This window comes from Nocardioides sp. JQ2195, assembly GCF_012272695.1.
Taxonomy (GTDB): Bacteria; Actinomycetota; Actinomycetes; order Propionibacteriales; family Nocardioidaceae; genus Nocardioides.
The window spans coordinates 1,652,792-1,675,860 of sequence record NZ_CP050902.1 but is presented as its reverse complement, the minus strand read 5'-3'; the positions used below and the strand labels follow the sequence as shown (position 1 = coordinate 1,675,860).

At 67.3% G+C, this 23,069-nt stretch carries 22 protein-coding genes; 5 read left to right on the top strand and 17 right to left on the bottom strand.

Annotation, left to right across the window (positions count from 1 at the left end):
• Positions 1-89: 89 nt before the first annotated feature.
• From ncot_RS07955 to hsaA, 9 genes are all read right to left on the bottom strand, one after another.
• On the bottom strand, positions 90-953 hold the full coding sequence (locus ncot_RS07955) for an ATP-binding cassette domain-containing protein (RefSeq protein WP_168617126.1): 864 nt from the start codon (positions 951-953) through the stop codon (positions 90-92).
• Positions 950-2,023, bottom strand: coding sequence for an ABC transporter ATP-binding protein (locus tag ncot_RS07950; protein WP_240938129.1), 1,074 nt, complete (start codon positions 2,021-2,023; stop codon positions 950-952). The genes ncot_RS07955 and ncot_RS07950 overlap by 4 nt, the downstream gene beginning before the upstream one ends.
• Before the next feature lie 11 nt (positions 2,024-2,034).
• Positions 2,035-2,979: an ABC transporter permease gene (locus ncot_RS07945; RefSeq protein ID WP_168617125.1), complete on the bottom strand. Its 945-nt coding sequence runs from the start codon at positions 2,977-2,979 to the stop codon at positions 2,035-2,037.
• Positions 2,976-3,920, bottom strand: coding sequence for an ABC transporter permease (locus ncot_RS07940; RefSeq protein WP_168617124.1), 945 nt, complete (start codon positions 3,918-3,920; stop codon positions 2,976-2,978). The genes ncot_RS07945 and ncot_RS07940 overlap by 4 nt, the downstream gene beginning before the upstream one ends.
• 187 nt (positions 3,921-4,107) lie before the next feature.
• Positions 4,108-4,983 (bottom strand): IclR family transcriptional regulator, encoded by an 876-nt coding sequence (locus ncot_RS07935; protein WP_206065228.1) that lies wholly within the window; start codon positions 4,981-4,983, stop codon positions 4,108-4,110.
• Positions 4,980-6,509: an FAD-dependent oxidoreductase gene (locus tag ncot_RS07930; RefSeq protein ID WP_206065226.1), complete on the bottom strand. Its 1,530-nt coding sequence runs from the start codon at positions 6,507-6,509 to the stop codon at positions 4,980-4,982. Before ncot_RS07930 ends, ncot_RS07935 begins: the two co-directional genes overlap by 4 nt.
• Positions 6,510-6,606: 97 nt before the next feature.
• Positions 6,607-7,347: an SDR family NAD(P)-dependent oxidoreductase gene (locus ncot_RS07925; protein ID WP_168617122.1), complete on the bottom strand. Its 741-nt coding sequence runs from the start codon at positions 7,345-7,347 to the stop codon at positions 6,607-6,609.
• A gap of 113 nt (positions 7,348-7,460) precedes the next feature.
• On the bottom strand, positions 7,461-8,342 hold the full coding sequence (locus ncot_RS07920; protein WP_240938128.1) for an aldo/keto reductase: 882 nt from the start codon (positions 8,340-8,342) through the stop codon (positions 7,461-7,463).
• A 196-nt stretch (positions 8,343-8,538) separates the two neighbouring features.
• Positions 8,539-9,705: a 3-hydroxy-9,10-secoandrosta-1,3,5(10)-triene-9,17-dione monooxygenase oxygenase subunit gene (gene hsaA / locus ncot_RS07915; RefSeq protein WP_168617121.1), complete on the bottom strand. Its 1,167-nt coding sequence runs from the start codon at positions 9,703-9,705 to the stop codon at positions 8,539-8,541.
• 165 nt (positions 9,706-9,870) lie between these two features.
• Here hsaA and ncot_RS07910 point away from each other — a divergent pair, with 165 nt between their 5' ends.
• On the top strand, positions 9,871-11,019 hold the full coding sequence (locus ncot_RS07910) for a Rieske 2Fe-2S domain-containing protein (RefSeq protein WP_168617120.1): 1,149 nt from the start codon (positions 9,871-9,873) through the stop codon (positions 11,017-11,019).
• Positions 11,019-11,297, top strand: a complete 279-nt coding sequence (locus tag ncot_RS07905) for a ferredoxin (protein ID WP_168617119.1) — start codon at positions 11,019-11,021, stop codon at positions 11,295-11,297. The genes ncot_RS07910 and ncot_RS07905 overlap by 1 nt, the downstream gene beginning before the upstream one ends.
• A gap of 136 nt (positions 11,298-11,433) precedes the next feature.
• Here ncot_RS07905 and ncot_RS07900 read toward each other — a convergent pair whose 3' ends face one another.
• Positions 11,434-12,912, bottom strand: a complete 1,479-nt coding sequence (locus ncot_RS07900; RefSeq protein ID WP_168617118.1) for an FAD-dependent oxidoreductase — start codon at positions 12,910-12,912, stop codon at positions 11,434-11,436.
• Between the two features lie 210 nt (positions 12,913-13,122).
• On the opposite strand from ncot_RS07900, the gene ncot_RS07895 reads away from it, so the two are divergent.
• Entirely contained in the window at positions 13,123-13,695 is a 573-nt protein-coding gene (locus ncot_RS07895) for a flavin reductase family protein (protein ID WP_168617117.1), read from the top strand.
• Between the two features lie 88 nt (positions 13,696-13,783).
• Here ncot_RS07895 and ncot_RS07890 read toward each other — a convergent pair whose 3' ends face one another.
• The 4 genes from ncot_RS07890 to ncot_RS07875 all read right to left on the bottom strand — a co-directional run bounded on the left by ncot_RS07890 (position 13,784) and on the right by ncot_RS07875 (position 17,634).
• The gene (locus ncot_RS07890) at positions 13,784-14,941 is read right to left on the bottom strand and encodes an MFS transporter (protein WP_168617116.1); all 1,158 of its coding nucleotides are present in this window, start codon (positions 14,939-14,941) and stop codon (positions 13,784-13,786) included.
• A gap of 6 nt (positions 14,942-14,947) precedes the next feature.
• Entirely contained in the window at positions 14,948-15,820 is an 873-nt protein-coding gene (locus ncot_RS07885; RefSeq protein WP_168617115.1) for a TIGR03619 family F420-dependent LLM class oxidoreductase, read from the bottom strand.
• Positions 15,820-16,596 carry an SDR family oxidoreductase gene (locus ncot_RS07880; protein ID WP_168617114.1) on the bottom strand — a complete coding sequence of 259 codons (777 nt, stop codon included), beginning with the start codon at positions 16,594-16,596 and terminating at the stop codon, positions 15,820-15,822. The genes ncot_RS07885 and ncot_RS07880 overlap by 1 nt, the downstream gene beginning before the upstream one ends.
• A gap of 150 nt (positions 16,597-16,746) precedes the next feature.
• Complete coding sequence (locus tag ncot_RS07875) at positions 16,747-17,634, bottom strand: LLM class F420-dependent oxidoreductase (RefSeq protein WP_168617113.1); 888 nt, start codon at positions 17,632-17,634, stop codon at positions 16,747-16,749.
• Between the two features lie 182 nt (positions 17,635-17,816).
• Between ncot_RS07875 and ncot_RS07870 the strand changes: the two genes are divergently transcribed.
• Together ncot_RS07870 and ncot_RS07865 are read left to right on the top strand one after the other, a co-directional pair.
• Entirely contained in the window at positions 17,817-18,884 is a 1,068-nt protein-coding gene (locus ncot_RS07870) for a DUF1214 domain-containing protein (RefSeq protein ID WP_168617112.1), read from the top strand.
• A gap of 59 nt (positions 18,885-18,943) precedes the next feature.
• The gene (locus ncot_RS07865; RefSeq protein ID WP_168617111.1) at positions 18,944-19,783 is read left to right on the top strand and encodes a TIGR03619 family F420-dependent LLM class oxidoreductase; all 840 of its coding nucleotides are present in this window, start codon (positions 18,944-18,946) and stop codon (positions 19,781-19,783) included.
• Between the two features lie 127 nt (positions 19,784-19,910).
• On the opposite strand, the gene ncot_RS07860 is transcribed toward ncot_RS07865, so the two are convergent.
• From ncot_RS07860 to ncot_RS07850, 3 genes are all read right to left on the bottom strand, one after another.
• Positions 19,911-21,341: an ABC transporter substrate-binding protein gene (locus ncot_RS07860; RefSeq protein ID WP_168617110.1), complete on the bottom strand. Its 1,431-nt coding sequence runs from the start codon at positions 21,339-21,341 to the stop codon at positions 19,911-19,913.
• Between the two features lie 452 nt (positions 21,342-21,793).
• Positions 21,794-22,303: a VOC family protein gene (locus ncot_RS07855; protein WP_168617109.1), complete on the bottom strand. Its 510-nt coding sequence runs from the start codon at positions 22,301-22,303 to the stop codon at positions 21,794-21,796.
• Between the two features lie 2 nt (positions 22,304-22,305).
• The gene (locus tag ncot_RS07850; RefSeq protein WP_168617108.1) at positions 22,306-23,064 is read right to left on the bottom strand and encodes an SDR family oxidoreductase; all 759 of its coding nucleotides are present in this window, start codon (positions 23,062-23,064) and stop codon (positions 22,306-22,308) included.
• Positions 23,065-23,069 lie beyond the last annotated feature (5 nt).

The following is a 23,069-nucleotide window of genomic DNA, read 5'->3' as shown; positions in this document are numbered from 1 at the left end:
CGGAGGTCGGCACGGGCCGAACGATCGAGGTTTGTCGTGGACAGCGCCGCGGACGGGGCGCACAGCGGTCCCGGGACCGCGAGGCTGCCTCAGCCGACCGGATCCGGGGAACGCAAGGTGGTGTCGCCGTCGAAGCGGCGCTGGCGCGGGCTCCGCCCGGGGATCGCGGAGAGCAGCTCCTGGGTGTACTCGTGGCGGGGATCCTCGAACAGCTGGACTGCCGAGCCACGTTCCATGATCTGGCCGCGACGCATCACCGCGACCTCGTCCGCGATCAGTCGGACCAGCCGCAGGTCGTGGGAGATGAACAGGTAGGAGATGCCACGCTCGGCCTGGAGATCGTTGAGCAGGTTGATCACCTGTGCCTGGGTCGAGACGTCGAGGGCTGCGACGGGCTCGTCGCACACGATGAATGCCGGGTCGGTGATCAGCGCACGAGCAATGGCGACCCGTTGCAGCTGCCCACCGGACATCTCGTACGGGAATCGCTCCATGTGGGCGATGTCCAAGCCCACCCGACGGACCATCTCCTTGGCCTTGGCATGGCGGACGGAACGGGAGTCGTTGGTGTGCACGAGAAGCGGCTCGGCGACCGAGTCCTTGATCAGCATCCGTGGGTCCAACGAGGTGTACGGGTCCTGGAAGATCATGGTGGCCCGCGAGCGCATTCGCCGCAGCGCGGAACCGGACAGCTTCCCGATGTCGGTGCCCAGCAGGTTGATCTCCCCGGCATCGGGTTCGATCAACCTGAGCACCAGTCGCCCGACGGTGGACTTGCCGGCGCCGCTCTCCCCCACGAGCCCGAGCGTCTTGCCGGGGGCGATGTCGAGATCGACGTTGTCGACGGCCCGCAACTGGTGCGGGTGCCGTCGCAGGATCGTGGCACGGCGGCCGTAGATCTTGGTCAGTCCGCGGACCGAGAGGGTCGGTGCGGGCGGCGGTGTGGTGGTCATGTGGTCACTCCCGGGAGCTCGAGCTCGTCGATCCGTGCGCAACGACTGGACTGGACGGGTGACACCTGGTGCAGCTCGATGGGCTTCGTGCACACCGAATCCACCGCATGGACGCAACGCTCCTGGAATCGGCACGTTGCTGGGAAGAGGTGCGGGGCCGGCACCATGCCCGGGATGAAGCCGAGTGGCTCACCACGGCGAGTCGGCTCCAGCATCGACTGGAGCAGCGCACTGGTGTAGGGATTGCGTGGTTGGTGGAACAGGCTGTCGACGTCGGCCTCCTCCACGACCTGACCGGCGTACATGACCGAGACCCGATCACACATCTCGGCAACCACACCCAGGTCGTGGGTGATCAGCAGTACGCCGAGTCCCAGCTCGGCCTGGAGCCGCCGGATCAGCTCGAGCACCTGCCGCTGCACCGTGACGTCGAGCGCCGTGGTCGGTTCGTCGGCGATCAGCAGCATCGGGTCACATGCCAACGCCATGGCCAGCATCACCCGCTGGCACATGCCCCCGCTGAACTCGTGGGGGTACTGCGTGACGCGGTGGGCCGCCTGTGGGATCTCGACGAGCTCGAAGAGCTCGATCGTGTGCTGCTTGGCCCGTTTGCGGGACCAACCGCGATGCCGCCGCAGCGACTCCGCCACCTGGTCCCCGACCGTGAACGCGGGGTTGAGACAGCGCCTGGGCTCCTGGAAGATCATCGCGGCCTTCACGCCTCGGACGTCGCTGAGCTGGCGTTCGTCCATCGTGGAGATGGTCTCGCCCATCACCTCGACCTTGCCCCGCTTCACCCGGGCGTTCTTCGGCAGGAGTCCCATCACCGAGAGTGAGGTGACGGTCTTGCCCGAACCGGACTCACCGACCAGCCCCACGATCTCGTTGCGGCAGACACTGAGGTCCACACCATCGACAATGGTCACCCAGCCGTGCTCGGTGCTCACCTCGACGGTCAGGTCAGTGGCCCTCATGACCACTTCGCCTTCCGGACTGCTCAGGGCGTCGTCGGCATCGCGGTCATCGCCGTGCGGTTCGTTGCGCGGGGCGGACCCGTTGCGCGTGTCCATGGAGGTCATCCTCATCTCCCGTCCGTGGTCTGCCGGCCGAGCGCGTCTCGCAGGCCGTCACCCAGCAGCGAGAGGGCCAAGATGGTGATTGCAACCATCACGGTCGGCGGATAGATCAGATAGCTGCTGGTGGTCAGGTTCGAGGAGGCCTCGTTGAGCATCAGGCCCCAGGTCGCCTGCGGTGCGCGGGCGCCGAGTCCCAGGAACGACAGGCTCGCCTCGGCGACGATCACGACCGAGGCCGAGAACGACGCCTGCACCAGCAGGGGTGGTGCGACGGCCGGGAGGATGTGGCGCCACAGGATCCGCCAGCTCGTGCAACCACTGGCCCGGGCGCTCTCGATGTAGAGCTCACTCCGCGCGGACTGGGTCGAGGCTCGGACCACGCGGTAGAAGCTCGGCGCGATGAGAACCGCGATCGCCAGCATCGCGTTGCGCAGGCCCGGGCCCAGGATCGCAACGATGACCACTGCGAGGATCAGCGGCGGCAGGGTCATCAGTGCGTCGATGACCCGGCTGAGCACCGCATCGACCCACCCCGCGAAGTAGCCTGCGGCCACCCCGAGCGGGACACCAATGGCAAGGGCCAGGCCGACGGCTTGCAAGGAGGCGAGCAGGTCCACCCGGGTGGCCACGATCAGCCGGCTCAACACGTCGCGGCCCAACTCGTCGGTGCCCAGCCAGTGATCGCCGGAAGGACCCATCAGGCGCAACGACAACGACACCTTGTTGGGATCTTGCGGTGCGAGCAGATCACCGAAGATGGCGACCAGCACCAGCAGGGCGAGCACCACCATCGAGGTCACCGCGACCTTGTTGCGCAGCAGCCGCTTCAGCACGCGGCTGCGCTGCCAGGGACGGACCCTGCTCCCGCGGTCGGGAGGAGTCGCGTGGTCACGCGGCGTGAGGGCCTCGTCGTCCGGGGACAGCGCGCCGATCGGTTCGGGAATCGTCATCGGATCCTCAATCTCGGGTTGAAGTAGCCGTAGGAGGCATCGATGACCAGGTTCACCACGGTGACCAACACGGCCACGAGCAGCACCAGCCCCTGCAGCGTGATCAGGTCACCGTTGAGGACCGACTCCACGCTGACCGATCCCAGTCCGGGGATCGCGAAGATCCGCTCCACCACCACGGCGCCGCCGAACATCGAGGTGAACACGAGCCCCAGGACGGTCACGACGGGCACGGCCGCGTTCTTCGCCGCATGCTTGCCCACCACCATCCGACGTCGCAGGCCCTTGGCCCGGGCCGTGCGGATGTAGTCCTCCTCGAGCGCGTCGATCAGGGCACCTCGCACCTGTCTGGTCAGCAGTGCGGCAGGAATGATCGCCAAGGACAGCGCCGGCAGCGTGCTGAATTGCAGCCATGGTCCGATTCCGGCCGACATGTTCGCGTATCCGGTGGCCGGGAACATCGGCGACATGATCGCCAGGAACAGGACCAACAGGACCGCTGCCACGAACGGCGGGACCGCGAGCAGCAGGTTCGCGAAGGAGTTGGTCAACCAGTCAAGGACACCGCCCTTGTTCAACGCTGCGATCGTGCCGAGACCGACCCCGAGGACCAGCGCGAAGATCATCGCGAGCAGCACCAGCGATGCCGTGATCGGCAGCCGGAACATCAGGTCGGAGATCACCGACTGGTGGGTCACCGGGGAGATGCCCAGGTCGCCCTGCAGGGCATTTCCTCCCCACTCCAGGTAGCGAGTCAGGAACGGCCGGTCGAGGCCGAGCTGGTGGTGCAGCTCAGCGAGACGCTCGGGCGTCGGATTGTCCCCGGCCAGTGCGGCCGCCGGGTCGGTCGGCGAGAGCTCCATCAGCGCGAACACGAAGAAGGTCACCAGGATGATGGTGGGCACGGCGAGCAGGAGACGCTTGCCGATGAACTGAATCATGAGAACTCGCCATCGATGTCGGCCGTACTACTCGTGACGGCACTGTGCGGACAGGATGTCTGCGGCCAACCCCCGTGCCGCAGATCGAACATAGTTCGCCGGATGTGGCCCACTTCACGCGATCTCACTGACCGGGAGCCGTGCGCGGGGCGGCCGGACCACAGGTCTCGGCGAGGATCGCGCACGGTCAGATCCAGTCGGATCCGACGGACAGCAACGAGTCCATCGCTTCGGGAGACCAGCCCTGTTCGGGGACCAGGGTGGGGGCGGCCCGTCGGGCACGTTGGCCGGCGCGTTGGGGGTAGAGGTCGAGGGAAGCCTGCTTGGCCGCGTGCGCCACCAGCGGTGCGACCCGCTCCAGATGGACCCCGCTGTCGCCGCACAGCGAGATGCTGCCGACAGGGCCTTCCGGAGAACGGATCGCCGCGGCGACACAGGCGACATCCGGGAAGCACTCGCCCCTCTCGAACGCCAGTCCGCTCCGTGAACGAATGCGAGCCAACTCCTGGTGCAACGTCGAGATCCGACAGATCGTGCGGTTGGTCAGCCGTCCCATCGTGCCCTCCAGCTGGAGGTCGACCTGCTCAGGCGCGACCCAGGCCAGCATCGCCTTGCCCAGCGCCGTGGAGTGCGCCGGAGCCCGGCCGCCGACCCGGGAGGGGACCTGCGTGGCGAACCTGCCGCCGACCTTGTCGAGGTACAGGATCTCGGCATCGGCCAGCACCGCGAGGTGGACCACCATCCCCGTCCGCAATGCCAGGTCGTGCAATGCCTCCGCGGTCGCCTCGCGCAGCCGACCGTGCCCGCTGTCCCCGCCACCGAAGGCCAGGGAACGTCCGCCGAGGCAGTAGCCATGAGGCGTCTGCGCCAGCCAGCCGAGACGGACCAGGTCGACCAGGATCCGGTGCGTGGTGGAGCGCGGCAGCTGGGTCTCGGCGCACACGTCCTCGAGAGTGCGCCGTTCTGCCCGCATCGCGAAGCACTCCATGATCAGCGTCATCCGGTCAAGCATCGATTGGGGCGCAGCGGGCGCCTCTTCGGGAACGACGGTGAGTGTGGTCATCGTGATCCTCCTGCGTGAGTCGGCTGACCAGCTTGTCCGGTCATGGCCGTTCGAGTTGATGCGTTCCTGCCCGCGATGCGACCGAAGGCGAGCGCGTCGCCGATGTGGAAGCCGCCGTCCTTCCCCCAGCTGTAGGTCGAGCTCACGCTTCCTGCTGCGAAGAGTCCCGGGATCGGCTCACCGAAGGGGTCCAGGACCCGACAGTTCTCGTCGCGTCGCGGACCTCCGTTGGTCCAGCCGAGCATCGGCCCTGAGGTGAAGGCGTAGTACGGGCCCTCGCCGAGCGCCTCCAAGGTGTCGGCACGGCGTCCGAACTGCTCGTCCTCGCCGTTGGCACAGGCCGCGTTCCAGCGGGCGACCGTCCGGACCAACACGTCAGGATTCACCTCGATCTTCTCCGCAAGCTCCTCGAGCGTCTCCCCCCTGTGGATCCAGCCGTTGTCGATCTCGACACTGTTGTCGGCACTCCAGGCGTAGCCGTCGACCAGCAGGCTCCAGCCCACCGGAAGCATGTCGGGGTTCGGCGAGATCGGACCGGACAGCCGGGTCGCCTCGTCGAAGACGACATGCACTCGGCGTTGCGGGACATGCTCGTACTGGCCGTTGACCCAAGCCGTGCCGTGACCCGTGCGGGGCAGCTCGTCGACGCAGCGCTTGCCGTCGGTGTCGACGTGGATGAAACCCTGACGGAAGGAGAAGCGCGCATACATGCCGCTCTCGTGACCGGGCACACGAAGGCCTTCGATCGCCATCATGTTGTCCATGTGCCACAGATCGGCACCGGCCTTCATCGCCATCTTGTGGCCGTCGCCGGTGTTGCCCGGCGATCCCCACTGGACCGAGTGCGGCAGGCGGAGGAAGTCGCGAACCATGTGGGGGTTCGCCTCGAAACCACCCGTCGCGAGAACGACGCCGCGCCGCGCTGCGATCCGCAGCGGGGATCCGTCCTTCGCGGTCGCCTCGACCCCGATGACCTCGCTCGTGTGCGGATCCTGGACGAGGGTCTTCGCGGGAGTCGCCATCCGGACGTCGATGCCGCGCTCCTCGAGACCGCGTGCCAGCGCCTTGAAGAGCCGTGAGTTGCCGAGCTTGCCGTCCACCGCGATCTGGCCGCCGTAGACATCGCTGCCCTCGAGCTCGGGGAACTCGACCGGCATCCCGGCGCCGTCCTCGAACGCCCCCCGGACCTGGTCGGTGGTGACGCCCAGCTTCTTCTCGACCCATTCGGTGTTGTGACTCGTCTCCTCGGCCCAGGCCTTCACCACGGGCTCGGAGACCGGATAGTCACCACACAGGCTGCGCAGGTAGACCGCGGCCCGCTCGGGGTCGACGTTGTGCCACCAGGCGCCACCGGAGACCCGGGTGTTGCCACCCTCCCGGCCAGGGGGCATCTTCTCCAGGACGATCACGGAGCACCCGGCCTCGTGGGCTTCGATGGCGGCAGCGCTTCCTGCCGCGCCCATCCCGAGAACAACTACGTCCACCTCGACGTCCCATGCCAGGTCGCCGTCTGTCGTGCTCGTCACGCTGGTGCTCACATTGCTCTCCATTTCAGGTGGCCTCACCGGTTGGTTCGACCGTTGCGGGATGTCGGCGGGGTCGTCGCCCACCAGTTCGCGCCTCTCAGGACGATTGGCCGCCGTCGATGACGAAGTCCTGACCGGTGCAGTAGCTGCTCGCGTCGCTGGCCAGGAAGGCGATCAGCGCCGAGACCTCCTCCGGCCGGCCTGCTCGGGCGATCGGCTGGCTGGCGACGGAGCCACGCCCGGCGCGGGTCTCCTCGCTGATCATCTGGGTGTCGATCGCTCCAGGACACACACAATTGACACGGATGCCGTGGGCGCCCAGCTCCTTGGCCGCAGAGCGCGACGCTCCGCGCAGCGCCCACTTCGAGGCGCTGTAGGAGATCGCCCCGGGATAACCGCCGAGCCCGGCGACGGAGGAGACGTTGATGATCGATCCGCCGCGCTCACGCATCAACGGGACGACCCGTTGCATCCCGAGGACCGGCCCGATCACGTTGACGGCCATCGCTGCCTCGATCTGACCACGTTCGAGGTCCTCGAGACCACCCAGACGGTAGAGCCCGGCATTGTTGACCAGCACGTCGACGCGCCCGAACCTGTCCCCGACCCTGGCCAAGGCATCGTCCCAAGCAGCCTCGTGGCTGACGTCGAGTGCGACCGCCAGACTCGGGCCCGGAAGGTCGGACGCGACCTTCTCCACGGCCTCGAGACCGAGGTCCGCCAGCACCACCGTGGCGCCCAGCCGCGAGCAAAGTCGAGCGTGCTCGGCACCCTGGCCGCCGGCGGCGCCGGTGATCAGCACAACCTTGTCGTCCAGCTCCACCAACGGTTCAATCACGAGCCACTCCTCAGGTTCGGCGAGTCCGAAATGACTCACGTAGCAAGCGCTTGGTTCCGGCACCGTACCAGCAGATCCGCCGACCCGGAAGCACTACTGACGAGAAACCTTCGTCAGTTCTGGGGAGTGCCGCCGTCACGATCCAGGACCGCCAACTCGGCCGACGTGAGTCGCAGTTCCAACGCCGCGATCGAGTCGAGGATCGACTCCGGCCGACTGGCTCCGGGGATCGGCACCAGGTGCGGCGCACGATGGAGTTGCCAGGCCAGGCAGACCTGCTGCGGACTCACCTCGCGCTGCTCGGCGACCTTGGCGAAGCCCACGAACGCGGCACCCAGGTTCTTGGCCGCGCGCATGCCACCGAATGGGCTGTAGGCCAGGTAGGCCAGGCCCAGCTCAGCGCACAGGTCGATCTCCCGGTCACCCCGATGGGCGGGGGAATGCTCGTTCTGAACCGACACGAGGGCCGCTCCGAGGGCGGCGTGGGCGGCCCGGATCTGGGCCTCATCGGCGTTCGAGATTCCGACCCGAGCGACCAGCCCCTCGTCGTGCAGCTGCCGCATCGCACCCATGGTCTCCTCGTAGGGAACCTTCGGGTCAGGCCGGTGATGCTGGTAGAGCGGCAGAACGTCGAGCCCGAGCCGTCGCAGGGAGCCCTCACAGGCCTTCCGCAGATGCGCCGGAGAACCGTCCACCCACCAGGTCCCGTTGGGGTTCTGGACGTGACCTCCCTTGGTGGCGAGCAGCACCGCCGAAGCATCACCGCTCCAGGTCGCCAGGGCACGGGCCACGAACTCCTCGTTGACGTGCTGCCTGCCGCCCGGCCCGTAGGCGTCCGCGGTGTCGACCAGGGTCACCCCGGCATCGAGGGCAGCATGGATGGTACGGAGGCTGCGCACCTCGTCGTACCCCTCGACCTGCGTGAGGGTCATGGCGCCCAGACCGATGCCGGACACGGCCCGGTCGCCGATCATCCGGACCGCCAGGCCGGTCACCGGTTCACCTGTCCGGTCGGCAGCGCACTGCCCTGCCCGCCGCGGGCACGACGGATGGGCGCACGTTCTACGGAAACGATGACTGGTTCAGGCATCGGATGTCCTCCATCGGGTTGGCTGCGTGCAGAATCGGACCACCTGGTCAACTGGCCACGGACCTGCTGGCCAGTCCCCGACCCGGTGGTTCCGCGTTTCCTCAGATCAGGTTGTCCTCGACCGTGAAACCGAACTCCTGGCGGCCGTACATGGCCAGCGCCCGCTCCACGTCGTTGGCGACGTGCACGCTGCCCGCGTGCGCGTCGCGCCACGAGCGTTCGATCGGATTGCCCCGCTTGAGCGAGTTGCCCCCCGCGGTCTTGAACAGGATGTCGATCGCATCAAGTGCACGTTCCGTGCCACGGACCTGATCACGGCGGGTTCGCAGTCGCAGCTCCATCGGGATCTCCTCACCGCGGCTGGCGTAGCCGTAGAGCTCACTGATGTTGCGGTCCATCTGGAGGATGGCTGCGTCGACCTCGGAGGCAGCACGCGCCACCGCGACGTGGGCGTACTGGTCCTCGGAGAATCGCCCGCCTCCCATGCTGAGCCGGATGCGATTGCGCATCGCCGAGATGTACGCCGCATAGCAGCCGGACACTGCACCGATCACCGGAGCCGTGATGGTCGAAGTGAAGATCGACGCGAACGGCATCCGGTAGAGCGGGCCGGTGTTGACCTTCTGGCCCGGACCCCGCAGCTGGGCCTGCTCATAGTTGCGCATCGTCCGGTGCTCGGGGACGAACGCCTTCTCGATCACGATGTCGTTGCTCGCCGTGCCGCGCAGCCCGATGACGTCCCAGACGTCCTCGATCCGGTAGTCGGAGCGCGGTACCAGGAGCGTGATGAAGTCGACCGGCTTTCCCTCGGCACCCACCACCAGGCCACCCAGAAGAGCCCAGGACGCGTGGCCGCAGCCCGACGAGAAGCTCCAGCGTCCGCTGAGCTCGTAGCCCCCGTCGACCAGCTTCATCCGGCCGACGGGTGCGTAGGAGGAGGAGACCAGGACATCGGGATCAGTCCCCCAGACCTCCGCCTGCGCACGTTCATCGAACAGGCCGAGCTGCCAGGGGTGCACGCCCAGCACCGAAGTGACCCATCCGGTGGAACCACAGACACCCGAGATCGCTCGAACCACCTCGTAGAAGTCGACCGGGTCCGACTCCAGGCCACCGAAGCGCTTGGGTTGGAGCATCCGGAACACGCCGGCTGTCTTGAGCTCTGCGATGGTCGCGTCGGAAACGACCCCGTCGGTGTCCGTCGCCCTCGCTCGCTCGGCGATGCCCGGCAGCAGCGGTCGCACCGCTTCAAGGATCTCGTTCGTCATGGTCTCCACTTCCTTGCCTATCACCGACATCCGATCTTCCGGCCCCTCCCGAATTATGACTGGAGGGATCCCGGACAGTGGGACCCAGGTCACACCGGTGCAACTGCCTACCTATTTTGAGGATGCACCCAGGTGCCAATCAACGAACTGCGAAGGGATCCGAGCATGACCATCTCCGAGGACGAAATCCGTTCCATCGAGGCCGAGGCCGCCCCAACCCGGTTCGCGCGGGGTTGGCACTGCCTGGGACTGGCCCGGAACTTCAGGGACGGTGAGCCGCACTCGATCCAAGCGTTCGGCCAGAAGCTGGTCGTGTTCATGGGCGAGGACGAGAAGGTCAACGTTCTCGACGCCTACTGCCGCCACATGGGCGGTGACCTGTCCCAGGGCACGGTGAAGGGCAACGAGGTCGCCTGCCCCTTCCACGACTGGCGCTGGGGTGGCGACGGTCGCTGCAAGGCCATTCCGTACGCCCGCCGGGTGCCGTTGCGTGCCCGCACCGCGACCTGGCCGACGATGGAGCAGGACGGCATGCTCTTCGTCTGGAACGACCCGGAGGGCAACCCGCCGATCGAAGAGCAGGCTCCACCCCGCATCGAGGGTGCCCTGGAGGACGGGTGGACCGACTGGGTCTGGTACGAGACCCTGGTCCAGACGAACGCCCGGGAAGTGATCGACAACAACGTCGACATGGCCCACTTCTTCTACGTCCACAAGAGCTTCCCGACGTACTTCAAGAACATCTTCGAAGGGCACGTCGCGGCCCAGCACATGAACGGACTGGCTCGCGAGGACGTGTCCATCTCGGCTGACGACCGGCCCCAGATGCGCGGAAACACCTCGGTGGCTGCCTACTACGGCCCTTCCTTCATGATCGACGACTTGACCTATCACTTCGACGACATGGACATGAAGACGACCCTGATCAACTGTCACTACCCGATCGACGAGAACTCGTTCATGCTGCAGTACGGCATCATCGTCAGGATTCCGGAGGGACTCGACAACGAGGCCGCCCTGGCGATCGCCCGTGAGCAGGGCGGTTTTGTCAAGGCCGGCTTCGAGCAGGACGTGGAGATCTGGAAGAACAAGACCCGGATCGACAACCCACTGCTGTGCGAGGAGGACGGCCCCGTCTACCAGCTGCGCCGGTGGTACCAGCAGTTCTACGTCGACGTCGCCGACATCGAGCCGGAGATGACAGAGCGGTTCGAGTTCGAGCTCGACACGACGAAGCCGGTCGAGGTGTGGAAGAAGGAAGTCGCGGAGAATCTCGCCGCACGCGGTTCCGCGCCAGCCAACGAGCTCGTCTGATGGCGGCGCCCACGACCCGGCCCGACGTCCGCCTCGACGACCTGCCGATGACCCCGGTGGAGTGCCAGACCTGTCGCGCTGTGGTCGACGTCCGCAAGGCCAGCTGGCACCAGACCAGCATCCAGTGGAACGAGCGCGCGGTGCGGATGTGCCCCGAGCGCAGCGCGATTCCTGAGCGGGTGTCGTCCTCCGGGCTGCCCACCTGCCCCGCCCTGCGCGACTCGATCGCACGGGCAGCCGTCTCCGGTGACCTGAGCGTCGTCGACGCCGGCATCTGAGCCATGGCCTGATCGCCGAAGACACCCATCTGGTCCGCTCCGGGGATCCGCATGGAAAGGCGGGCTGAAGACTTCATCGGAAGTCTTCAGCCCGCCTGTCTCGTGCACTGTCGCGTTCAGGCACGCGAGGTCAGGCTCAGTGAGCTGCGGCCGCCCGGCCCGCCCGACGACCGAAGAAGGTCCCGTCGCCCAACGATGTGCCGCTGATGTAGCCGTCGCCGTGCATGCCGGCACTCGCGCGGCCAGCTGCATAGAGGCCCGGGATCACATCGCCGGCGAGGTCGACGACCTCGCCGTCCACGGTGGTGTGCAGTCCACCGAGGGTGAAGCCGCTGATTCCGTGACCGCTGCCGCCACCCTCGCCGACGACCGCCGGAAAGGCCGTGGACGGGTCCATCGCGGCGAACGGCCCCTCGAGCGGACGCAGCCAGGTGCTGCTCTTGTGGAAGTAGGGATCCTCACCGTTGGCGGCGTGCTCGTTATAGGTCGCAATCGTGGTCTCGAGCGCACCGGCCGGCATGCCGAGCTCCTGCTCCAGCTCGGCCACGCTCTCGCAGACATGGGACGGTCGCACGCCCCAACGATCTGCCTCTGGCATCTCCTCGAATCCCTGCTGGTCGATGATCACCCAGCAGCGACCCTCCTGGTGCCGCACAGCAGCAACGCTGGCCAGGCCCGGATAGACGTCCTCGTTGATGAACCGCTGCCCGAGGGTGTTGACCAGCATGCCGCGACAGATCATCCCGGGAACGACGGACAAGGCGATCTGGGTGTTCGACATCCGACGCACAGCGGCCCCGATCGCCAGGCCCATCGTGATGCCGCTGCCGTCGTCGAGGCCGTCGCTCACCTTGCCGTGACCGGAGAGCACCGGAGCGTGAGCAAGGAGCATCTCCTCGTTGTCCACGAAACCGCCAGTGGTCAGCACCACTGCCTTGCGCGCTCGGTAGCTGACCTGCTTGCCGAACTTGCGCGCGATCACGCCGATCACCGCCCCGGTCTCGTCCAGCACCAGTCGGCTGGCCAGGGTGTCGGTGTGCGTCTGCACGCCGGCATCACCAGCCGCCGCGACGAGGCGCTCCATGATCAGCCAGCCACCGAAGGACTCGGCGTCCGGGCGGTGACCACGCGGGACCGCACGCGCGACCTCGTTGTAGGGCCAGGCGTTCTCGCCCAGCCACATCAACCCGTCGCGAGTCGGCGGCATCCAGCTCGGGGACTCGTACATCCCCGGGTTGAAGGTGATCCCGTGCTTCGTGAACCAGTCGAAGTGCTCCGCGCTGCCCTCGCAGTAGAGCCTGATCTTCGCGTCATCGGCGTTCGGCCCCAGCGCGGCACTCAGGTACGCGTACATGTTCTCCGCGCTGTCCTCGAACCCGCAGGCCTGCTGGACCGGGGTGCCGCCTCCGAGGTAGAGCTCTCCGCCGGACATCGCCGACGAACCTCCGGGGCCGCTCGCACGCTCCAGGACGATCACCTCCGACCCCGCAGCAGCGGCTTCGAGGGCCGCAGCGGCGCCGGCACAACCGAAGCCGACGACCAGAACATCGACCTCGTGGTCGAAACTGCCGACCTCGTCGACGTGTGCAGGAGCAGATCCGCGGCGTTTGTCCATGCTCGGCACGCTAGTCAGCGACACTCCCGGGGAGCGATGGGATCCCGGTCATCGGGATGTCCGCGATCCTTCGACCGGGACAGCTGGCACGGGCACCTCGGCCTCCGTTTCAGTGAACGGGATCCTCTCGGTCCGCCCTCACGACCACGCCTACGTTGCCACAATGAAGCCTCCCGAGACGGGCAACCACGACACGAGCACAGGTGGCCCATGAGCATCGAGACCACTCCCCTGCCGCGTGACGGCTCCGGCACGGCGCCGACCCCCCAGGAGATGCGGGAGGCAATGAGCTCCTTCGCCAGTGGCGTCACGATCGTGTCGGGAGTCGACGACGGCGAGCCGGTGGGGTTTGCCTGTCAGTCCTTCGCCAGCGTCTCGTTGGAGCCACCGTTGGTCCTGTTCTGTGCAGACCACCGTGGTCGCGCCTGGCCGCGGATCCGTCGCTCGGGCTTGTTCAACGTGAGCGTGCTCGCCGAGGACCAGAGCGAGGTGTGCGCGCGATTCGGCTCCAGCCGTGGACGCAAGTTCGAGGGACTCGAGTGGCAGCCCTCCCCGTGGGGAACCCCGGTCCTGGGCGATGTGCTGCTGCGGGTGCACTGTGCCGTCGAGGACGTGCACGTCGCTGGTGACCACGACGTGGTGATCGGGCGGGTTCTCTCGGTCGAGGTTCCCGAGAACCGCGCCCGGCCGATGATCTTCTTCCGTGGCAAGTTCGGCGTCGAGAGCAAGGAGCCCGAGAAGCCGGCTCCGGATCTCTGGGGCTGGGGCGACCACTGGGGCTGATCCCGGCCGACCGGGGTCTCCCCCACCGCGCTGCCGGTGCCATGACGCCCCTGCGCACCGGGCAGATCGAGAGGCCGAATGCTTCTCCTCAGACCCGGGACACCACCGGGGCCACGACCTCGCGCCCCATCAGCGCGAGCACCAGCACCACCGCCACGATCGCCGAGATCGCTCCGAACAGGAAAGGCGCGTGCACATTGAGCGACTCCCCCAGTGTGCCGGCCAACCAGGGTGCCGCCGCCGGCCCGGCGTTCCGCATCAGGTTGTAGGCGGCTGATGTCGTCGTGTGGTCCGTCGACGACGAGGCCATCGCCGCCTCGGTCATCATCGTGTTGCTCACTCCCAGCGCGAGTCCGGAGCTGATCACACCTGCGACGAGCACGGCGTCCCGGTCAGCGAACACCGCCATCACCACGAGCACCACGGCGAACCCCGTGGTGCCTACGGTGAACGAGGCCAGGGTGCCGATGCGGCGTTGCACTCGCGGACCGACGAACGTCGAGGAAAACACCAGGGCAAGACCCCAGCCGCAGTAGACCAGACCGACGAACTCCGGGCCGCGGGCGAGCGGGAACGGCGTGAAGGTGAACATCATCAGGAAGCCGACGTTGTAGAGCAACGACGCCAGCCCCAGGACGAGGAGCCCGGGCTGGAGCAGGGCACGGAACGGCGCGAACACCCCCGTGGCAAGGGGCCCGCGCTCCGCCCTCGGGAGCAGGATCATCAGGCTGACCGCGGCCACGAGCATCATCGTGGCCGAACCGAGGAAGGCCGCACGCCAGGAGATCGCACCGAGGACGCCACCGGCCAGCGGACCGGCGGAGATGCCGATGCCCACCGCGGCCTCGAAGTAGCGGATCGCCCTTCCTGAGAGTGCTCCCGCCTCCTCGATGACCACGGCCAGGACCGTGGCCAGGAAGAGGGCGTTGCCCAGCCCCCATCCGGCACGAGCGCAGATGACCACGCCGATGTCGCCGGCCAGGCTCGAGACCACCCCGCAGACCACGTTGAGCAGCAGTGCGCCGACAAGGGTGCGGCGGACACCCAGTCTGCTCGAGACCGCACTGGTGAACGGCATGGCGGCCCCCAGGCAGACCATGTAGACCGAGACGAGCAGCAGGGTCTGGGCCGGGCTCGCGTCGAAGGCCACGCTCAACGGGCGCAGGATCGGCACCACCAGCCCCATGCCGATGGTTGCTGCGACGAGTGCGAAGAGGGACGCCCACACCGAGCGCGGGAGCGTCACCGCTCCTCAATACTTGGCAATGACCTCGTCGGCGAACCGACGCAGTGCCGCGATTCGGCCGGCGGTGGTCTGCCCCTCGTCGTAGATCCGCCAGGGCGTGACCCGGCAGATCGTCGCTCCGGCCGCCTCGATGTCGCGATAGCCGGCGACGTCGCGCACGTCGGTGGGTGAGACGTCGATCTCGAAGGGCACGTCGGAACGCCCGTACTCCGCCCGCAGCTCGTCCAGCCTGGTGATGGCCACCTTCAGCTGGTCGGCCGGGACGTTCACCGAGATCCAGCCGTCACCGAGTCGAGCGGCCCGCTTGAGGCCCGCATCGCTGTGCCCGCCGACGTACACGGGAACGGGCCGGTCGGGCGCAGGGCTGATCATCAACCGATCGAAGTCGTAGTGCTTGCCGTGGTACTCCACCCACTCGGGCCCGTTGCCGGCGCAGACGGCCTTGAGGATCTCGATGGCCTCGTCCGTGCGTGCGCCACGCGTGCGCATCTCGGTCCCGGTGAACGTGAACTCCTCAGGGATCCACGAGAGTCCGACACCGATGCCGATCCGGTTGTCCGACAGGACCGCCATCGTCGAGACCTGCTTCGCCGTCAGCAGCGGGTCCCGCAGCGGCAGCTTGAGGACGGTCGTGGAGAACCGCAGGCGCTCGGTGACCGCGGCCATCGCCGTCATGATGATGAACGGGTCCGGCATCGGCACCTCCGCCGCCCACATCCGCTTGCCGTCAGGGGTGTAGGGGTAGTCCGCGGAGACCTTCTCGGGATAGAACACCGAGTCGGGCAGACCGATGCCGTCGAAGCCGGCCTCCTCTGCGGCGGGGGCGAGCTCGAGGAGCTCGCGGGCTCCGATCATCGCTCCGGAGAGTGCCCACTTCATCAGAAGGCCTCCTCGCCACGGACCACGGCCTCGGCGCCGCCGTCGACGAACAGGATCTGCGCGGTGGTGTGGGTGTTCTCCGGACGCACCAGCCACACCAGCGCGTCGGCGATCACCTCCGGCCCCATCCAGCCGCCGAACTTCGAGGGCACCGCCTTGTTGATCATCTCCACGCCCTGCTCCGAAGCACGCAGGGCCTCGGTCATCGGGGTGACCACCACGCCGGGTCCGACGGCATTCAGGGCGATGCCGGCACCGGCCCACTCGTCCGTGATCGCCGTACGCCGCAGCCAGCGAGCCACTGCATTCTTCGAGCTGGCATACAGCAGACTCCCACGGCCGTCGGCGTGCACCTTCTCCGCGAGTGCCACGGCATGGTCCTCATCGAGGGCGAGGCAGGCTTCGACCACCTCTGGGTCAGTGGTCTGCGTCGAGGAGATCGACGCGGTGACCGACACCCTCGGAGCCGACGCCTTGGCGAGCGCCGGTCGCAGGCCGTCAAGGAACTCGACCACGCCGAAGAAGTTCACCTTGACGTCGAGAGGTGAAAGTGAGGAGGTTCCGGCGCATGCGACCACGGCATCGACAACGCCACCACTCACCTCCAGGACAGCGGCCACGGCCTGTTGCCGTCCGTCCCGGGTCGACAGGTCGGCGACGACATCCGCCTCATGCAGGTCGACGCCGATCACCTCATCGCCCTGTGCGGTGAGGATCGCAGCCGTGGCCGCACCGATCCCCGAGGCTGCTCCGGTGACGACGACCTTGCGGGACATAGGGGCCTCTTTCGTGTGCGGGGGCTGGATGACGACACGCTAGGGACGCCCTTGCGGGCGCGGCCCGGTGATCCCGATCACCGGGATCACTGCCGCGATCACCCCTCGCAGTCCCGGGCCGGGACCACGGCTGGATCCTGGCCGACCTGCTCAGCCAGTGACCAGCGGCTCGAAGAGGTCGAGGCCGGCAACCGCCTCGAGCTGTTCCAGGTAGCGGTCCAGCGACCGGTTCACCGGCCGGAAGGGCACCATCGTCACGCCCGCGGCGGAGGCTCGCTCGAACGCTGCCTCCACGCCGGCCGGGTCGGCGAGAGGGTCGAGCGCGCCGCCGACGCCCGAGACCACTTCGAAGCCCTCCGGGCGGTCGGGATGGTTGGCAAGCATGGTCCTCAGCACCTCGGGATCGGGAGCGCCGGGAACCCATCCGTCACCGAGCGTCACTGCTCGGCGCAGTGCACGCTTGCTGTGTCCGCCCACCCAGATCGGGACCCGTTGCTGCACGGCGCACGGATCGACGACCAGGCCGGAGAAGTCGAAGAACTCGCCGTGGTACTCTGGGTCGTTGCGCGACAGCGCCGCCCGCAGCGCCCGGATCGCATCGTCCGCCCGCGGGCCACGGTCCTCGAAGTGCGCCCCCAGGGTCCGGAACTCCTCTTCTGCGGTGCCCACTCCGACCCCGAGACGGACTCGGCCGCCGCTCATCATGTCCAGGGTTCCGTAGCGCTTCGCGATCGCGAGCGGATGGTGGTAGCCCAGCACCAGCACGTTCGTCATCAAGCCGATCCGGGTGGTGCGCGCCGCCAACCAGGACAACGTCGCGAGCGGATCCCAGTAGCGGGTGCCGCGTCCCTGCGGCAGCTGGGGTGATGGTATTCCCGGAGGCATGGCGATGTGTTCGCTGCACGTGAGGAAGTGGAAGCCGAGCCGGTCAGCGAGCTCGGCAACGCGAGTGACCTCGCCGACCCCCGCTGTGTCCTCCCACGCCGCCGTGACGCCGGGGACCCTGACCACCGCTGGCGTGCTGATGCCGAGCCGCATGTGCGCTCCCACTGTCGGATGCCTCGGCGTCCTTGCCGTCCCGTCGACGGTAGCCAGTCCCGACCGGCGTGACCCCGGGGATCCCGGAGGTCGGGACGTCCTGATCAGCGGGATTCCGGGATCGCCACGCGCGATCCGCCCGTACCTTCCAAGGCATCTGCCGACCCGACCAGGAGGACCAGATGGCGACCAGTCCGATGTGGGACGACTTCTGCGACCAGCTCCGGGAGGCCGGGCAGGGCTTGCTCGACGAGGCGGCCCCCCAGGACCCGCTGAACCAGGCGGAGGGCGTGCGTTACCTGATCCGGTTGTTGCGCTATGCCTCGATCAACGCGATCGAGAACTCCGATCCGCTCCACCCGGCGATCACCAACGCACTCGACCCCAACCTGAAGTGCAAGATCGGCGCCGACAACCCGGACAACATCTACATGCGTGCCAACGTGTCCGGCAAGCACAGCTACCGGATCAGCGGCACCCGGGGCACCGTACCGCTGATGACCTTCGGCTCGAAGGCCAACCGCTACCACATCGACGGCACGATGGCGTCGACAGGCGAGATCGGCAACGACGAGATCCCGGTGGACGACCAGGGCCGCTTCAGCTTCATCGCCAGTGCCAACAAGCCGGCGGAAGGTGCTTGGCTGCCTCTCGCGGAGGACACCACGAACCTCGTCGGACGGCAGTCGTTCCAGGACCGGGCCAGCGAGACACCCGCGCAGGTGAGCATCGAGCTGATCGATGAGAAGCCCACCCCGGAACCGCTCGACCCGGACGCGTTCGCCCGCCAGCTCCGGATGGCGACCGACTTCGTCAAGGGAACCTCCACAACCTTTTCCCGGTGGACCAAGATGTTCATGGAGAAGCCGAACGAGTTGCCCGACTGGGGCCAGGAGTTCTTCCAGAACGCCGGAGGTGATCCGACGATCTTCTACCTCCACGGCTACTGGAAGCTGGCCCCCGACGAGGCATGGGTGATCAACACCGAGGTCCCCCACTGTGAGTACTGGAACTTCGTGCTCCAGAACTGGTGGATGGAATCCCTCGACCATGACCGGATGAACACCTACATCAACAACCACAACGGCAAGCTCAACGATGACGGCACCCTGACGATCGTGGTCTCCGCCAAGGACCCCGGCTACGGCAACTGGATCTCCACCGGCTTCCATGACGAGGGAACCGCGCTGATGCGCTGGGTCAAGTCGGACCGGCACCCGCTGCCGACGTGCAAGGTGGTCAATCTTTGAGGATCGGCGGCTCCGTTCCGGCACGGGGTCACGACGTCCTCGCGAGAGGCTTCGGCAGCATGGCCCGAGACCTGGAGCGAGCGGGCTTCGAGTCCGCGTGGGTGGGCGACCACATCGCCATGCCACTGACGACCACGTCGCGGCACCCATCGTCGGCAGGTCGGCCACGGGCTCAACGGGCGAGCGGCGCGCCCCAGGACCTGCCTTGGTCGCCGACCGAGCCCTGGGCCGATTCGGTGGTGGCACTGGCGACGATGGCCGAGGCGACCTCGACGATCCGAGTTGGTACGGGTGTGATGGTCGCCGCCCTGCGCAATCCGGTGATCCTTGCCAAACAGATCGCCACGATCGACGTGCTCAGCGGTGGCCGGGTGGAGCTCGGCGTGGGTGCCGGGTGGCTCACCGAGGAGTTCGACATCGTCGGCGTGAATGTCCACGACCGCGGCCGGCGACTCGATGAGCTTCTCACCGTGGTGAAGCGATGCTGGGAGGGCTCACCCGAGGCCTTCTCGGGGAAGTGGTACTCGCTTCCCTCCGGGGCCCAGTTCCATCCGGTCCCGACACGCTCCGTGCCGATATTGATCGGCGGTGCCTCGCCGCGTGCCTACGAGCGAGTGCTGCGCTGCGGCACCGGATGGATCGGCACGGCGTCCGTGGCCAACCTCCGGGAGGGGGCACTGGACCCGATCGCTCGGATCAAGGCCCTGGCGCGCGAGCGGGGACGGGAGCCCGACAGTCTCGACTACGTGGTCCGGGTCAACCTCGCGGGCGCCCCACTCGACTCACTGACACGCGTCTTGCCCACCTTGGCGGAGGGCGGCGTCACCGAGCTGGTGGTGGAGATTCCCTGGTCGACCGACATCGACCTCGACGAGTGGAACGACCGGCTGCGCGAGTGATCCGGCCACACGACGACGAGCGCCGGCTCCACCCTGCTCGGCGACACCAGCGTCGAGGTACCGACCCAGCGCCGGACTGGCCGGCCGACCCACGAGGGGCGGGCCGGCCAGTCTCGAAAGCGTGGAGCTATTTGGTCATGCTCACGTAGCGCAGGTTCGCCACACCCATGTAGGTGCCGACGATCTTGTCGAGGTCCTTGACCTTGCTTGATGCGGCCAGCCCGCCCACTCCCTGCCACAACGGGGCAAACAGCGCGTTCTCGGTGACGTGGTCGACGGCAGCCCCCACCATGGTGGCGCGGTCCGATTCCGAGATGGTCGGGTCGTCGGCGCCCTTGACCAGTTCCAGGAGCTCCGGCGAGGTGCCACCCGGGTTCCAGACCGGGTTGACGAACAGCCGTTGCAGCCACGCGTAGGCATCGATCGACGGCAAGGACATATAGTTCACCTGGCCCGGCTCCTTGCCACCGGAGTAGGAGGTGATCTGGGACAGGATGTCCGTCGAGCGCAGGTTGATCTCGATCCCGACCTCGGAGAGATTCGCCTGGATGGCCTCGCCGGTCTTGTCGATGTTGGATGAGTTCGAGACCAGGAAGTCACCCGGGACGGAGAATCCGTCGGGATAACCCGCCTCGGCAAGAAGCTCCTTCGCCTTGGCTGGATCATATGAGTAGGCGTCCTCGCGCGACGTCTCGAAGCCCGTCAGCCCCTCCGGCCAGGGCTGCACCCTCGGCTGGTTGACCGGAGCGAATGCCTCGACGATCGCGTCTCGGTCGATCGCATAGTTGATCGCCTGGCGCACCTTGACGTTGTCCAGCGGCTTCACCTTGAGGTTGAAGTACAACCCGACCAGGTTCAACACGCCGTCCATGGGCGCAGTCTGGATGCTGCCCGCGGACACCTCCGAGCCGTACGTCGCGTCATCGCCTTCCCAGGTGGTCAGGTCGATCTGACCACTCTTGAGGGCGTTGATCTTGGCGTCGGGGCTGGCAATCCGCGCGATCACGACCTTGGCGACCTTGCCTGTCCCCGGATCCCAGATCCCGCCCTTGTCCGACCGCCGGACGTAGACCGCCTGCTCACCGGGCTTGAACGACTCGATCTCGTAGGCACCGGTGCCCACCGGATGACTGGCCAGATTGCCGTCGGTCAGGGCCTTGGGAGAGATCATGATGCCGCCGAGGTTGCTCGCCAGTGTCGAGAGGATCGCGGTGGTCGGCTGCTTGAGGTGCACTGCCACCGTCATCTCACCGGTTGCCTCCACGCTGGCCACCATCGTCAGATTCGCCTGGAGCGCGCTGCCGTCCGCAGCCATGCTGTGGTCGAGGTTCGCCTTGACCGCTTCAGCATTGAACGGAGTGCCGTCGCTGAAGGTGACCCCGTCCCGAAGGGTCAGGTTCACGGTCTTGCCGTCGGGAGTGAACTCCCACTTCGTGGCCAACATCGGCTGATAGTTCGCGTCCTTGTCGACCTGCAAGAGGGTGTCGTAGACCGGCCAGGTGCCGAGTGACATCTGGGCCGGCTCGGCTGCATCCGCCGGGTCCAGTGATGCGGTCATGCCGTACATGATCCGGAGTGTTGCGTCCGGGTCGGCCTCCCCGTCCGCATCGCCGCTCGATGGGCTGCCGCAACCAGCCAGCACCGTCGCCAGCGAAAGGAGAACCGCCAGGGCCCCAGCACCCCTGCGCACCGCCAATCGTCCAATTCTCATCTTGTTCCTCTCACGTGAGCCCCGTCACATTCCACACTCACTGAACTTAGGCACAGTCGGATGATCCGCCCGTTCCGTCCCAGTGACCGGGAGCGGCAGTCGCGCACGATCGTCCCTTCGGAGTCGCGCTGTCGACCGCCCGAGGAACCGGCCGCGTGGTCCACCCATGCCGCCTCTGCTCGGGCGGCGGTCAGGGACAGTGCTGGCGTCGAGTCAGCTGGCCGGCCTTGGGGCCTCGGCTGAGCTGACCACCCTGACGATGATGGTGCCGGTGAACGGCTTCATCTTCCCGCGGCCACTCAGGCAAGCGTCTCCGGAACGGCTGCCGCCGCTTGCATCGCTGCGAAGCCCTCGCGCATCTGCGGTGAGAGCCGCATCAACTCGACGAAGTGCGTGCCCATCCCGGGCGTCTCCAGGTAGGCGAACTCCATGCCGTTCATCTCGCCCTGCTGCACCACCACGAGTCCAGTGGCCCGCGCCCGGTCGAGCGCGTCGGCCATGTTGTCCACAGCCCAGGCAAGGTGGTGTACGCCGGGTCCGGATCGTTCGAGGAACTCGGTGTAGATGCTCCTGCCGCGGACCGGCTGGATCAGCTCGACCTGCTGGGTGCCGGAGTAGCCCAGGGACACGTCGATCTCCAGGTCCGCTGGCGCTCCCCGATAGGTGGTCCGCTCCGGGGCGAAGGCGACTCCGGTGAACCTGGACCAGCGAGTGATCCCGAAGCTCGCCGAATAGGTCTGCTCGGCCTTGTCGAGGTCGTCGACCACACAGCCGATCTGGATGATCGGGCCATCCGCAACCATGGACATGATCAGAACCTCGCCTGTCCGCCGTCGAGCGGAATCGTGGCTCCGGTCAGGTAGCGCGCGTCGGGCCCGACCAGCATCAGCACACCGCGGCCGATGTCGTCGTGACAGTCACCGACCCTGCCCAGCGGCACGGTGTCCAGGAACGCCTCGGCCTCCCTCGGTCGGGCTTCGATCCACCCGGCCAGGGCGGGCGAGAGAGCAAGTGGCGCGATGCAGTTGACCCGGATCCCGTCACTCCCCCACTCCGAGGCAGCCGTGCGGGTCAACGACTCGACGGCGACCTTGCAGGCGGCGTACGCACCGTAGCCACTCTGGTCCCATCGCACCATCGCCGACGTGACGAGGTTGATGATGCTCGACCCGTCTCGCTGCTTGAGGAACGGATGTGCGGCCTTCATCAGGGCGAAGGTCGCGAACGGTCCGCTCAGGAAACCCTGCTGGAAGCCCTCATCGTCCAGCGACAGCAGCGCTCCGAGCCGCCCACTGTAGGCATTGTTGACCAGGATGTCGAGACCTCCGAACGTTTCGACGACCTGTGTCACCAAGCCGGGGAGGGCCGCGGTGTCCATGACGTCGCAACCGAACGGCTCGGCCCGGACGCCGATCTCGCGCAGCAGCGCACAGGTGTCCTCGAGCTTCGCCACCGTCCTACCGACCACCGCGACGTTCGCGCCCTGTCCGGCCAGGGCGAGGGCGATCCCCTGGCCGACCCCCTGACCCGCGCCGGTGATGAGTGCGACCTTGCCGTCAAGCGTTCCCATGGTTT